This window comes from Ruminococcus turbiniformis, from assembly GCF_020687545.1.
In the GTDB taxonomy this organism is placed as follows: Bacteria; Bacillota; Clostridia; order Lachnospirales; family Lachnospiraceae; genus Mediterraneibacter; species Mediterraneibacter turbiniformis.
In genome coordinates, this window is record NZ_JAJEQX010000002.1 from 1 (window position 1) to 13,708 (window position 13,708).

Annotated in this window: 13 protein-coding genes and 2 pseudogenes; 14 read left to right on the plus strand and 1 reads right to left on the minus strand. The window is 49.0% G+C overall.

The annotated features are described in order from the left end of the window. The 6 genes and pseudogenes from LKD70_RS01195 to LKD70_RS01220 form a co-directional block, all read left to right on the plus strand. Nucleotides 1-309, plus strand: a pseudogene (locus LKD70_RS01195) (hypothetical protein); the annotation flags it as partial. Continuing rightward, entirely contained in the window at nucleotides 302-499 is a 198-nt protein-coding gene (locus tag LKD70_RS01200; RefSeq protein ID WP_191493669.1) for a helix-turn-helix domain-containing protein, read from the plus strand. The pseudogene LKD70_RS01195 and the gene LKD70_RS01200, both read left to right, overlap by 8 nt. A gap of 609 nt (nucleotides 500-1,108) precedes the next feature. Continuing rightward, nucleotides 1,109-1,249: pseudogene (locus LKD70_RS01205) on the plus strand (ATP-binding protein); the annotation flags it as partial. Nucleotides 1,250-1,263: 14 nt separating this feature from the next. After that, on the plus strand, nucleotides 1,264-1,458 hold the full coding sequence (locus LKD70_RS01210; protein WP_150310285.1) for an excisionase: 195 nt from the start codon (nucleotides 1,264-1,266) through the stop codon (nucleotides 1,456-1,458). 85 nt (nucleotides 1,459-1,543) lie between these two features. Continuing rightward, nucleotides 1,544-2,743, plus strand: coding sequence for a site-specific integrase (locus LKD70_RS01215; RefSeq protein ID WP_227706238.1), 1,200 nt, complete (start codon nucleotides 1,544-1,546; stop codon nucleotides 2,741-2,743). Between the two features lie 162 nt (nucleotides 2,744-2,905). Continuing rightward, a complete protein-coding gene (locus LKD70_RS01220) occupies nucleotides 2,906-3,367 on the plus strand; it encodes a low molecular weight protein-tyrosine-phosphatase (protein WP_227706239.1) in 462 nt (153 codons plus the stop codon). Here LKD70_RS01220 and LKD70_RS01225 read toward each other — a convergent pair. Next, complete coding sequence (locus LKD70_RS01225; protein WP_227706240.1) at nucleotides 3,356-4,081, minus strand: DnaJ domain-containing protein; 726 nt, start codon at nucleotides 4,079-4,081, stop codon at nucleotides 3,356-3,358. The genes LKD70_RS01220 and LKD70_RS01225 overlap by 12 nt on opposite strands. 199 nt (nucleotides 4,082-4,280) lie before the next feature. Here LKD70_RS01225 and LKD70_RS01230 point away from each other — a divergent pair, with 199 nt between their 5' ends. The 8 genes from LKD70_RS01230 (at nucleotide 4,281) to LKD70_RS01265 (ending at nucleotide 13,531) form a co-directional block, all read left to right on the plus strand. Then, a complete protein-coding gene (locus LKD70_RS01230) occupies nucleotides 4,281-5,591 on the plus strand; it encodes a D-alanyl-D-alanine carboxypeptidase family protein (RefSeq protein ID WP_227706241.1) in 1,311 nt (436 codons plus the stop codon). A gap of 121 nt (nucleotides 5,592-5,712) precedes the next feature. Continuing rightward, the gene (locus LKD70_RS01235; RefSeq protein ID WP_227706242.1) at nucleotides 5,713-7,029 is read left to right on the plus strand and encodes a TrkH family potassium uptake protein; all 1,317 of its coding nucleotides are present in this window, start codon (nucleotides 5,713-5,715) and stop codon (nucleotides 7,027-7,029) included. Nucleotides 7,030-7,111: 82 nt separating this feature from the next. Further along, nucleotides 7,112-7,774: a potassium channel family protein gene (locus LKD70_RS01240; protein ID WP_227706243.1), complete on the plus strand. Its 663-nt coding sequence runs from the start codon at nucleotides 7,112-7,114 to the stop codon at nucleotides 7,772-7,774. 20 nt (nucleotides 7,775-7,794) lie between these two features. Next, the gene (locus LKD70_RS01245) at nucleotides 7,795-8,694 is read left to right on the plus strand and encodes a metallophosphoesterase (protein ID WP_227706244.1); all 900 of its coding nucleotides are present in this window, start codon (nucleotides 7,795-7,797) and stop codon (nucleotides 8,692-8,694) included. A gap of 78 nt (nucleotides 8,695-8,772) precedes the next feature. Further along, nucleotides 8,773-9,531 (plus strand): segregation and condensation protein A, encoded by a 759-nt coding sequence (locus LKD70_RS01250; protein ID WP_227706245.1) that lies wholly within the window; start codon nucleotides 8,773-8,775, stop codon nucleotides 9,529-9,531. After that, entirely contained in the window at nucleotides 9,521-10,090 is a 570-nt protein-coding gene (gene scpB, locus LKD70_RS01255) for an SMC-Scp complex subunit ScpB (RefSeq protein ID WP_227706246.1), read from the plus strand. Before LKD70_RS01250 ends, scpB begins: the two co-directional genes overlap by 11 nt. Before the next feature lie 102 nt (nucleotides 10,091-10,192). Beyond that, nucleotides 10,193-11,449 carry a D-alanyl-D-alanine carboxypeptidase family protein gene (locus LKD70_RS01260; protein WP_227706247.1) on the plus strand — a complete coding sequence of 419 codons (1,257 nt, stop codon included), beginning with the start codon at nucleotides 10,193-10,195 and terminating at the stop codon, nucleotides 11,447-11,449. A 93-nt stretch (nucleotides 11,450-11,542) separates the two neighbouring features. Next, nucleotides 11,543-13,531 carry a 2-isopropylmalate synthase gene (locus LKD70_RS01265; protein ID WP_227706248.1) on the plus strand — a complete coding sequence of 663 codons (1,989 nt, stop codon included), beginning with the start codon at nucleotides 11,543-11,545 and terminating at the stop codon, nucleotides 13,529-13,531. Nucleotides 13,532-13,708 lie beyond the last annotated feature (177 nt).

Consider the following 13,708-nt stretch of genomic DNA (forward strand, 5'->3'; position numbering starts at 1 on the left):
AGAGGGCAACGAAGCACTACATTGTTGTCATTCAGCCTATCGAAAAGCCTTAATAAGGGTGGCCGTTGTGCTCCGCCGAGTGGCCGCTGGCAAACGCACCAGTGGCCGCTGCTCGGCGCAAATTGCACCGCCGCCCTTGCCCTCTTGCCGGAGCAGGCACAGGAAGAAATTTTCCGCTATTACTTCCTGCGCCAGCCGCAGCGTGTGATCGGCGTACATATCGGCCGGACACGCAGCACAGCGGGGCGGCATATCCAGCTTGCCCTAAAACGGCTACGGCGGCTTATGGAGGGAAAACGTTATGAGTAAACTTCTCCCTTATGAAACAATCGTCAAAGCCCATGAGGGTGACCCGGACGCAATCGACGCCGTTCTTTCCCACTACGCCGGATATATCCGCTACTGTTCCAAAGTACACGGGAAAGTCAACGCCGAGGTTGAGGACTATGTGAAGCAGAAGCTAATTGCCGTGCTATTCAAGTTTCGTTTTGACCGATAAGCTGAAAAACTGAATACCAGCCGCCCACTGGCGGCCAGTGAAAGCAGTAAGTCTGAAAAAGATTTGCTGCTTTTTTTGTTGTCCCGGTTCCGTTCCCGGCCATTTTGCCCTGTTCAGATTGTAGTAGTAAGTGAGGGAGAAATTTTTCTGCCCCGGCGTTTGGCATTTTTGATTTTTGTCCGTAGTAAGAAGCAAAGAGAAAATAAGCTGTTTTGTTTGGCGAATTTCAAAACGCGGTGGTGTAGGGAGTGAAAGGAAAAATTCTCTGCCCCGCCGGTTGCCAAAATCCTGCTACCCGGATTACTTAAAGCAAAAGAAATTTTGAAAAATCCCCGTCCAGCGGGTAGCTGGCGGCCTTTGAAATGTATCTTTAGCGGAAAGGAAAAAAGACCGCCAACAGCGGGCCGCAACCTCTGTTCTGTCCGTTCTATGTACGAAAGAACCAGACAGGGGGCAATCTGCGGCAGTTACAGAGCAAGTTTCTACCACGGTGCCAAAATCCGCAATTCTGCGGTTTTGCCCCTCGCGGGAAACTTGTTGGGGAGTGCCTTCCCCAAACCCTGCTTTGCGGCTTGCGCCGCTTATCCCTGCCGCGCTCATGCGGCAAGAAACCCGGAGGACACCGCCCATTCCCGGATTTATGACCGGCTGCTTTCCATGTGCGTCCCAGTACGTTTTACCGGCGAGAATTTCCGGCAGGAAACCGCGCAGCGGAAAATGGATAGCATGAAGAAACTGATTACCGACTGAAAGGAGTATTGCCTATGAAAGAAGTCCCAATTTGGGAAAAGAGTAATTTAACCTTAGAAGAAGCTGCGGCATATTCAGGAATTGGTATCAACAAGCTGCGCGACCTTACCAGTGAGCAAAATTGTCAATTTGTTTTGTGGGTGGGGAGCAAGCGCCTGATAAAACGCCGTCTATTTGATAAATTCATTGAGCAGGAGTATTCCATTTGAAATTTGTGATGTGAAAGCAGCACTTGATATGATACAATGATTATGTCATATCAAGGCTCTTTCCATCACGGAAAGGAGTTTGACAATGTCCGAGAAACGCAAAGACCATAAAGGAAGAATCCTGCGGACAGGAGAGAGCCAAAGAAAAGACCTGATTTATCAGTACCGCTATACAGACATTCGAGGTAAACGGCAGACCATCTATTCCTCTGATTTGAAGGAACTGCGGGAAAAGGAAAAAGAAATCCAGAAGCAGCTTGATGAAGGGATTGACTATGCTGCTGGAAAGGCAACCGTGATTGCCCTTGTGGAACGCTATATCAGCTTAAAACAGGGCGTGCGCTACAATACCAAAGTCGGTTACAATTTTGTTCTGAACCTGATTAAGAAAGAAGATTTTGGCTACCGGCAGATAGGGGATATTAAGGTATCAGACGCGCAAAAGTGGATTATGAAGCTCCACAGTGACGGGAAAGGGTACAGCACCATCACCAGTGTCAGGGGCGTTGTGAAACCCGCTTTTCAGATGGCATACAACGAGGATATTATCCGCCGCAATCCTTTTGACTTCAAATTAGTGGACGTGGTTCCCAATGACTCACAGAAGCGGATTGCCATGACGGAGGAACAGCAGGAGATTTGGATGGGCTTTATCCGGGAGGATAAAACCTATGCCAAGTATTATGATGAATTTGTCGTGCTGCTGGGAACGGGTATGCGTGTCAGTGAATTTTGCGGCCTTACAAAAAGTGATTTGGATTTTGAAAACCGGCGAATCCGGGTAGACCACCAGCTTGTCCGGGAACGGGGCGGAAAGTATTATGTCGAGAAAACCAAGACGGAGTGCGGATGCCGCTTTATTCCCATGACAGAGGAAGTCTATCAAAGTCTGAACAGTATCCTTGAACGCCGCAGGAAGATAAAGACGGAAATCATTGTAGACGGGTACAGCGGCTTTCTGCTGCTGGATAAGGACGACAAGCCCAAGGTGGCGTTGCATATCGAAAATGAAATGCGCTGGGCGATGAAAAAGTACAAGAAGCTGTACCCGGACAAGCCGCTGCCGCATATCACGCCCCATGTGTTCCGCCATACTTTCTGTACCAATATGGCAAACGCCGGTATGGATATAAAGACCTTGCAGTATGTGATGGGACACTCTGATGTGGGAGTGACGCTGAATGTCTACACTCACGCCAGCTATGACCGGGCAGCGGAGCAGATGGCGAAAATCATAGATTTCAAGGGAACTGTCACGCCGGAAAAGCAGAGAAAATCAGGCTGAAATTGAACAGAGTTACTACACCACTTACTACACCATTTGCCCGTGAATTTGCGTAGATTTACGAAGAATAACGTGAATTTAAGGCAAAACACAAAAATTGAAAAAAGCGCCGGAAAGCCCGTAATATCAAGGTTTGAAGGCTTTTGAAAGGATATAAGAGATATGATAAAAATACTATTCGTCTGCCACGGCAATATCTGTCGTTCCACCATGGCCCAGTACGTCATGCAGTACCTGGTCGACAATGCAGACCTTACAGATTCATTTTACATCGACTCCGCAGCCACAAGCCGCGAGGAGATCGGGAACCCGGTTCACTACGGCACCCGCGGAAAGCTCCGCGAGGTCGGAATACCGTGCGGAGACCACCGCGCGCGCCAGCTTCGGCGGGAAGAGTACAGAGACTTTGACTATATAATCGGTATGGATTCATGGAATATTAAAAACATCCTCCGCATTCTGGGCGGCGATCCGGACGGGAAAGTATCAAAGCTTCTCGATTTTACAGACCGCAGAGGGCAGGATATCGCGGACCCCTGGTATACTGGAGACTTTGATGCCACTTACCGGGACGTAAAAGAGGGCTGTGAAGCCCTCATGAATGAATGTCTCCTACGCCTCTAAAGCGTAGGAAAGCAGTTTTTTCAGATCCTGATGGAACTGACGGTTTCTGCTTTTCAGTTTCATTTTTTCAGAACTGGACTTTGTCTCTTCGACATAGGCGTCATAGCGGGCGAACAGAGTGTGGAAGTCAACAGTCTGTTTCTGCCCCCAGCGGATGAGAATCCAGTTCATGGCATCGGAATTCCAGTACTGCATCGGGATTCCTGCCATCTTAAGCACGGTGATATACCGCGCAGCCTGCAGAGAAAGCTTCTCGATCTGCCGGATACGCAGAGTGTTATCCTGCGGCCGGGCTTTTCCGATCTTTTTGAAGATCCTTTCCGGGAGTTTCTTTTTCTGATTTTCCCGTTTCATCAGGCGGACACTCCGTGCGAGCAGTTCGTTAAGCTGATTTGCCGCATTCCAGTATGTAACAAACGAAATACTCTCGTCCTCGTCATCTTCAGGCCCCACAGTGAATGTACGGAACACTCTTTTCGGAGCCCCGGGGATTTCCCCGAACATTTCCTGATTATATGCCTGTCTCTTTTCCGGATTCGAGAGTACCCGGTACGCTTCCAGTATCTCCTGCATAAATGCGGTCGTATCAATGTCTTTATGGACGTTGGCGTCCGGGTGGTACACCTTTGCCAGCGCATTTTTTGCCGTTGTGATCTCTTCTAAAGTCGCATCTCTTGAAACACCTAACACATCATAATAAGTATGCGAATTCATCCGTTCCTCCTCATTAATTAAACCATAATCCGCACTGAAAAATACGGACATCCCCTCATTTAATATACGACGGAGGCGTCAAAAAGTCAATCGTATGAAAGGCCGGAAAAAGCTCTGGAATCTCTGCCGTTTACCGGCATATTTCCGGAGGGTTCCGCTTATATTGATAACAGACGAATGAACGGAGTTGATGACAGCTATGAAAAGATTGATTTCCCCGGTCATATCGGCACTGTTTCTTTTTGTACTGATCGTTTCCCTGCCTTCCCCTGCAGTACTTTTTCCGGTTGATCCGGCAGATACTGACTCTTTCCGGAATCCGCAGACTGTACATGCAGAGGAAGAAGCAGAGTCAGAAACAGATGAGGCGGAAGCAGGAGAAACAGAAACAGGAGAGACAGAGGCGGAAGAAACCGGAGAAACACAGACGGGACCGGAGATTACCGCGCCGTCCGCCATTCTGATGGAAGCATCTACCGGGACGGTGCTGTACGAAAAAGATGCGGACACTGCCCGTCCTCCGGCCAGTGTGACAAAAGTCATGACGATGCTGCTGATCTTCGATGCGCTCGAGGAGGGGACGATCCGGCTGGAAGATGAGGTCACAGTATCCGAGTACGCCGCGTCGATGGGAGGATCCCAGGTGTTTCTGGAACCGGGCGAGACACAGACCGTGGACACCATGCTCAAATGTATTGCCGTGGCAAGTGCAAATGATGCCTGTGTAGCCATGGCCGAATACATATGCGGAAGCGAAGAGGAGTTTGTAAGACACATGAATGAACGCGCGACAGGGCTTGGCATGGAAAACACAAACTTTGTAAACTGCAACGGCCTGGACACGGAAGGACATGTAACCAGCGCCCGGGATATCGCTCTTATGTCCCGGGAACTGATCGGAAAATACCCGCAGATCCACGACTATTCCATGATCTGGATGGAAAACATCATTCACGAAACCGCAAAAGGTACTTCCGAGTTCGGCCTTACTAATACAAACAAACTGGTAAGGCAGTACGAGTACGCCACAGGTCTGAAGACCGGCTCCACCGGAGAGGCAAAATTCTGCGTTTCAGCTACAGCAGAAAAAAACGGAGTGGAACTGATCGCAGTCATTATGGCTGCTGATAATTCCAAAGACCGCTTTGCCGATGCGGTAACACTTTTAAACTACGGATTTGGCAAGTGCCAGCTTTATACAGATGAAGAAGTGCCCCGAATTTCCGAAGCACAGGTGGAGGGCGGCGTGGAAGATACCGTTCCCGTTGAGCGTGCCGGTACATTTACATGGCTTGATACCTCTGGCGCGGATTTGAAACGCGTGGAAAAAACAATCCGGATGGATGAGAAAATCAGTGCTCCCGTAAAGAAAGGAGACGTAATCGGCAGGATTGTGTATTCCCTTGACGGGGAGGAGATCGGAAGCGCAGATCTGCTCGCCGCACAATCTGTCGGGAAAGCATCATTATTCGACTATCTCTCGGATGCGTTTGCCGGACTGATGCTTTAGAATCTGCGTAAATTTTTCTTGCTGTATCTTAGCGCATAACGGTATTGACACCTGCTGTATTTGATGCTATCGTGGTAATTAATTTCCGGAGAAAAAGGATTTAAAGGCAGGTTATTATGTCATGAATACAGTCAGAAAATCAATTTACCTATTTATAAAAAGACAGCCTCCGGGCAGAGTGATCGCAATGGGCTTCGCCATCGCCATTCTGCTTGGAACCTGTCTTTTACTTCTGCCGGTTTCGGTGAAAGATAATGCGGAAGTTTCTTTGATAAACGCGCTCTTTACCTCGACAAGCGCGGTATGCGTGACCGGTCTTATCGCGATTGATACGGCGGATCACTTTACTGCTTTTGGACAGGCTGTCGTCGCCGGTCTTGTTCAGATCGGCGGACTTGGCGTGACATCGATTGGAGTGGGACTGATGATCGCCGCAGGAAAACGGGTGAGCATTAAAAGCCGCTTCCTTGTCAAAGAGGCACTGAACGTGGACAACTACAGGGGGATTGTCCGCCTTGTCAAGTCAGTTCTGATTCTGACCATAAGCTTTGAAGCGGCGGGGGCGCTCTTAAGTTTCCTTGTATTCAGCCAGGATTATCCTCCGCTTCACGCGCTTGGAATCAGTTTGTTCCACTCGATTGCCGCATTCAACAACTCAGGCTTTGACATACTTGGCGGTCTGCGGAATCTGATCCCTTATCAGAAAGATATTCTGCTCAATCTTACGACATGCGGACTGATCATTTTCGGTGGACTCGGCTTTCTCGTGATTCTCGACATTGCGAATCAACGCTCATTTAAAAAGCTGTCGCTTCACTCAAAAGTTGTCATAACAACAAGCGCCGTTCTTCTGATCGTCGGAACGCTTCTTCTGAAAGCCACGGAAGATATTTCCTGGATGGGAGCGTTTTTCCACAGTGTGTCTGCAAGAACAGCCGGATTCTCCACATATTCTATCGGAGAGTTTACGGACGCCGGACTTTTCGTTCTCTGTGTTCTGATGTTTATCGGCGCGTCGCCAGGATCGACCGGAGGCGGCATCAAGACAAGCACTTTTTTTGTAATGCTTCAGGAAATGCGCGGAATGTTCACAAAGAAGAACCCGCATGCATTCCGCCGCAGTATATCAAGGGAGAATATTGGCAGGGCATTCCTTATTACGATGCTGTCCATGTGCGTTGTGTGTGCGGCCGTATTCCTTATGTGTGTTCTGGAGCCTCAGTACAGTTTTATTCAGCTGTTCTTTGAGGTCGTGTCCGCATTCGGCACAGTGGGATTGTCCACAGGGATTACGCCGGATCTGAGTGTGGCGGGAAAACTTGTAATTATATTTGTTATGTTTACGGGAAGAGTAGGGGCGTTCACCCTCCTTTCCATGTGGATTGACCGTGCGGAACCAAACGCGCGCTATTCAACAGAGCAGGTAGTGATCGGCTGACAGGAAATGTGAATGATCCGCCTGATAGCCGGATAGATGACCGGATGACAAATCGGGCTGGTTTCAGAGAGGAGGATATATTATGAAAAAGAGGCAGAATACAGTGTACGGTGTGATCGGTCTCGGGCGCTTTGGAGAAGCGCTTGCCGTTATGCTTGCACAGTCAGACAACGAGGTCATTGTTGTGGACCAGGATGAAAATAAGATCAAAGAGATGCGCCAGTATACAGAGTACGCGTTTGTTGCGGACAATTTAAATACAGAAACATTAAAAGAGATCGGCATTCAAAACTGTGACGTTGTCATTATATGTATCGGTGAGAAGACGGACGTCAGCATTCTGACGACAATGAGCGTTATTGAGATGGGCGTTCCGCGGGTGATCTCCAAGTCGCTCAGCGCGGAACAGGGCACCGTTTTAAAAAAGCTTGGCGCGGAGGTTGTCTACCCGGAGCGCGATATGGCGCTCCGGCTTGGAAAACGTCTTCTTTCCGGGAGTTTTCTCGACTATGTGTCTCTTATTAATGATGTGGAAATCCGCCAGATTATGGTGACGGAGGCTCTCGTTGGGAAAACGGTAGAGGAGACACAGATCCGCCGGAAATTCAAGCTGAATATTATCGCAATCGAGAATGAAAATGAGACGACAATCGAGGTCAGCCCTTCCCATCGGTTCACGGAGGGCGACATTCTTGTCGTAATCGGAAAAATCAGCAACATTGATTCTTTCGAGAACACGCTCTGATACGAGAGGAACTGTAACTTATGACTTTGCCATTTATATTGATTATTCCGGCTGTCCTTGCCGTCATCCTTGCGGCAGTACTGACAGCTGAAATACACAGAGAGCTTCACACATTCTGCGTGACCCGCTATGATGTGAGCTCTGAAAAACTGCCCGACGGTGCTGACGTGAAGATCCTTTTCCTGAGCGATCTTCACGACTGCTGTTACGGGGAAAACAATGACCGGCTTTTTCAGGCCGTGAAAGAAGAGCACCCTGATCTGATCCTGGTCGGAGGCGATATGCTCGTCGGGAAGAAAGGGTGCGCATATGAAAATGCTCTCGCTCTTCTTAAACGTCTCCCGTCCGTATGCCCGGTTGTGTACGCAAATGGGAATCATGAGCAGCGCATGAAGGAAGCTCCCGAGATCTATGATTCGTCCTATGACGATTACAAATCAGAACTTTTGGACTGCGGAATTACGCTTCTTGAAAACGAAAGCATCCGAATCCCGATGCCGGACGGTACAGTGTTTGCCGTTCACGGACTCGAGCTGCCGGTCTCCACGTATCTGAAGTTCCGGAAAGCTCCTGTAAAAAAGAGAGATCTGGAGCGCCGGCTTGGCAGTCCGCAGGCGGATGCGTATAATATCCTTCTCGCCCACAATCCGGCTTATATGGATGCCTGCAAAGACTGGGGTGCGGACCTGATTCTGTCCGGGCATCTTCACGGAGGTCTTGTACGGATTCCGGGGATCGGCGGAATCATCACACCCCAGGGCTTTCTCTTTCCGAAATACTGCGGAGAGATGCGCCGGGAGGGAAATCAGACAGTGATCGTGAGCAGGGGACTTGGGTCACACACTCTGAATATCCGTCTGTTTAACGTTCCTGAGGTTGTCTCCATCCGTATCCGCATGAAAACGAAAAAATCATTGTAAAACGTTCTGCATTCCCGTATAATGAAATACTGGTACATTCATCCGCCGCTTATACAGGGCAATATCAGAGGAGAGATTATGGGAATTCCTGTGAAACTGGAAGTGTTTGAAGGTCCGCTCGACCTTCTGCTTCATCTGATTGACAAAAACAAAATAGATATCTATGACATACCGATCGTGGAGATTACAAACCAGTATATGGAATACATCCGCCAGATGCAGAGGGAAGACTTAAACGTCATGAGCGAATTTCTCGTCATGGCGGCAACACTTCTCGACATCAAGTGCCGTATGCTCCTTCCGAAGGAAGTGACAGAAGAAGGCGAGGAGGAAGATCCCAGACAGGAACTCGTAGAACAGCTTCTGCAGTACAAGATGTACAAGTATATGGCATACCAGCTCAGGGACCGTGAGACGGATTCGGATATGTTTTTCTACAAAGGGCCGACTGTCCCGGAAGAAGTGCAGGAGTATGTAGAGCCGGTCAATCTCGACCAGCTTCTCGACGGGCTGACGCTCACCCGTCTGAACGCGATTTTTCAGGAAGTTATGAAGCGCCAGAACGACAAAATCGATCCTGTGAGAAGTAAATTCGGAAAAATCGAAAAAGAAGAGGTATCTCTCTCAGAAAAATTCAATTACATACATGTATACATGTCTGCACACCGCACGTTCAGCTTTCGCCAGCTTCTGACAGAGCAGCACAGCAAGATGCATGTTGTTGTGACGTTCCTTGCCATTCTGGAGATGATGAAGTTAGGGGAAATCCGTGTGAGCCAGGATTACACCTGCGGAGATATCATGATTGAAAGGACGGGGGACGCAAATGGAAATTGAAAAACTTCAGGCAGCCATCGAGGCAATCCTCTTTACAATGGGCGACTCGGTGGAACTTGAAAAGATTGCGGCCGCAATCGGGCATGACGAGGCGACCACCCGAAAGATTATTCACAATATGATGGACCGGTATGAGGCGGAAGACCGCGGAATCCGGATCATTGAGCTTGATAATTCGTTTCAGTTCTGCACGAAAAAAGAAATGTACGAGTACCTGATCCGGGTGGCAAAGCAGCCCCGCAGATATGTGCTCACAGACGTGCTTCTTGAAACATTATCCATCATCGCATACCGCCAGCCTGTCACCAAGCTGGAGATCGAGAAGATCCGCGGAGTCAAGTCAGACCATGCGGTGAACAAACTTGTGGAGTACGGGCTTGTGGAAGAGGCAGGAAGGCTGGACGCGCCCGGACGTCCCATTCTGTTTGGAACGACAGAAGAGTTTCTCCGCCGTTTCAGCGTTCATTCTATTGATGAACTTCCGGTGCTGAATGAGGAACAGATCGAACATTTCAAAGAGGAAGCGGAAGACGAAGCTCAGCTGAAGCTTGATATCTGACAGATTTCTGATCTCCGGCAGATTTATCCGGCAGACTTGTTCTTTCCGCGGCTTCTGCTGCATATAATCTGACTGAGATCATTCGCGGAGGAGTCTTTCGCCGTGAAAAAAATCGGATTCGTGAAAAAAATGTTCATTTTCTTTCTGACGGCCACAGTTCTTTCTCAGACGACACCGTGTTTCGTATGCGCGCAGGAGTCGGAAGAGACAGGATCTGAAGAAATCAGGCCGTCAGAACTATACGCCCGCTTTGCTGTCCTTATGGACGCAGGGACAGGGCGTGTTTTATTTTCAAAGAGCGGACAGAAACCGGCCCCCATGGCAAGCACAACAAAGATAATGACCTGCATTCTCGCCCTTGAAAATACAGATCCGGCCGAGGAGGTAACTGTCAGTCAGGAAGCCTCCTCTCAGCCGGAAGTCAGACTCGGGATGCAGCCGGGACAGACATTTATTCTGGAGGATCTTCTTTACTCGCTTATGCTGGAGTCACATAATGACACAGCTGTGTCCATAGCAGAACATATATCCGGAAGCGTCGGTGCCTTTCAGGATCTGATGAACGTAAAGGCGGAAGAGATCGGATGCCGTGACACGTATTTCATCACGCCGAACGGGCTCGACGCGCAGGATGAAAACGGGATTCACCACACGACAGCGGAAGATCTGGCCCTTATCATGCGCTACTGCATCACAGAATCTCCGGCAAAGGAAGAATTTCTTGCGATCACCCGGACAGAATCCCACACATTTTCTGACTGTCAGGGAACCAGTACATATTCCTGCACAAACCACAACGCGTTTCTCAGCATGATGGAAGGCGCTCTGACGGGAAAAACCGGATTTACAAACAATGCCGGCTACTGCTACGTGGGCGCGCTTGAAAGCGAAGGCCGTACCTTTATCGTCGCCCTTCTGGCCTGCGGCTGGCCAAACAACAAAGGTTACAAGTGGTCAGATACGAGAACACTTATGACTTACGCCATGAATAACTGGCACTACGAAGAGATCACTCCCGGGCAGACAGAAACAGCGGCAGAAGAGGAAGCCGTATACGTGACAGACGGTTACACCGGAGGATACCCGTCAGCCTTCCCGGTAAAGATCAAAGTCACCGCGGCGGGAGAAACTGAGAAAATCCTGAAAAAGAACGGGGAAGAACTGCGGATGAAACTCGCTCTTGATCAGAGTGTGGCTGCTCCCGTTCACAGAGGAGACCAGCTTGGAGTCTGTACGTGGACGCTTGACGGAACAGAAGTTGCCTCATATCCGCTTCTGGCAGAACAAGATGTGAGCACAAGGACCTTTGCTGTATGCATGAATTATGTGATATTAAAATACATCAATCAAAATGATTAATTTTGCCACTGGAATATCGCACAATCCTGTGTTAGTATATGTGAGAATAAAAAAAAGCAATGAAATTGATTAAATATAAGGAGATGTGCGAAAATGGAAAATTACAGAAAATACGAACGGACATATTTTATGCCGCCGGAGCCATGCTATGACTGGGTGAAAAAGGATTATATTGACAAGGCGCCGGGGTGGTGCAGCGTGGACTTGAGAGACGGAAACCAGGCTCTGATCGAACCTATGAGTCTGGATGAGAAACTGGAGTTTTTCCAGCTTCTCGTCGATGTAGGATTCAAAGTCATCGAGGTCGGTTTCCCGGCCGCTTCTGAGACGGAGTACCAGTTTCTGAGGACGCTGATCGAGCAGAACATGATCCCGGACGATGTCACGATCCAGGTGCTGACTCAGGCAAGAGAACATATTATAAAGAGGACATTTGAAGCAGTAAAAGGAGCGCCGCATGCGATTATACATGTATACAATTCCACATCTGTCGCTCAGAGAGAACAGGTATTCCGCAAAAACAAGGAAGAAATCAAGAAGATTGCGACAGACGGAGCAAAACTTTTAAAAGAGCTTGCGGATCAGACGGACGGAAACTTTACGTTCGAATACAGTCCGGAGAGTTTCCAGGGAACCGAAGTAGACTACGCGCTGGAAGTGTGCAACGCAGTGCTTGATATCTGGAAACCCACGAAGAAGAACAAGGCGATCATCAATCTTCCGACGACGGTGGAAAACGCAATGCCGCATGTATTCGCGAGCCAGGTGGAATATTTCAACAAACATCTGATCCACCGCGACAGCGTCATCCTCTCCCTTCATCCGCACAACGACCGCGGCTCCGGTGTCAGCGACGCAGAGCTCGGTATCCTTGCAGGTGCGGACCGGATCGAGGGAACCCTCTTCGGCAACGGCGAGAGAACAGGAAATGTCGATATCATCACACTGGCCATGAACATGTTTTCCCAGGGAGTGGATCCGATGCTCGACTTCTCCAATATGAGCGATATCGTGGAAATATATGAAAGAGTGACCAGGATGAAAGTTTCTCCGCGCCAGCCATATGCAGGAGAACTTGTCTTTACCGCATTTTCCGGCTCCCATCAGGATGCCATCGCAAAGGGAATGTCCTGGAGGGAGGAGCACAATCCGGACAAATGGACTGTGCCGTACCTTCCCATCGATCCCCAGGATGTGGGACGCAGATACGATTCCGATGTTATCCGGATCAACAGCCAGTCCGGAAAGGGCGGCGTAAATTACATCTTAAAGCAGAGCTTTGGCATCAGTCTGCCGGAAAAGATGAAAGAAGAGGTCGGATACCTTGTAAAAGACGTCTCGGACAAAGCGCACAGGGAGCTGAATCCGGACTGGGTATTTCATATTTTCGAGGACAATTATATCAATGCCAAGCCGATATTTACCGCGGATGAGTGCCATTTCAAACAGGAAGACGGCATTATCGCCGAGGCGACGATCCATCACAACGGAAACGCGCTTAAGATCATGGGCGTCGGCAACGGACGTCTCGACGCCGTGAGCAATGCCATCAAACACTACTTTGACGTCAGCTATGAGCTTGCATTTTACGAGGAACATTCACTGACAAGAGGATCTTCTTCCAGAGCGGTGGCGTATGTGGGTGTTGTCTGCAATAAAAAACGCTACTGGGGTGTCGGCATTGACGCCGATATTATCAAAGCTTCCATTGAAGCTCTTGTTGTCGCGGTAAACAAAATACCTGAGATCGCAAATTCCGAAGGCGGAAAGGATGAGCGCCTTCTGGAGATCACCAACTACATTTACGCAAATTATAAGGATATCACACTGGATGATCTCTCAGAAAAATTCTTTCTGTCCAAACCGTATCTCTCCAAATATATTAAGGAAAAGTCGGGCATGACATTCGGCGATATACTGAAGAAGGTGCGTATGAAAAAGGCGCGGGCCATGTTAAAGAGCAGCAGTGCGACGGTTGAAAGCATTGCAGAGTCTGTCGGATACCAGAATGTGGAACATTTCAACCGGGTATTCAAGAAAATGTACAATATCACCCCCGTACAGTACCGAAACCGGAAATAAAGACAAGAACATAAACTGTAAATGAAAAAGTGATGAAAAGCAAAAACAGCCGCCGGAATTTCAAAACCGCCGGCTGTTTTTGCTCTGGCAGGCCCCGGAAGTCGGGAACCCGCCCGGGACCGTGGCGGCGGTTCCAATCACGAATGTGCCTTCTGACGGATAACGGGAAAGAAAATG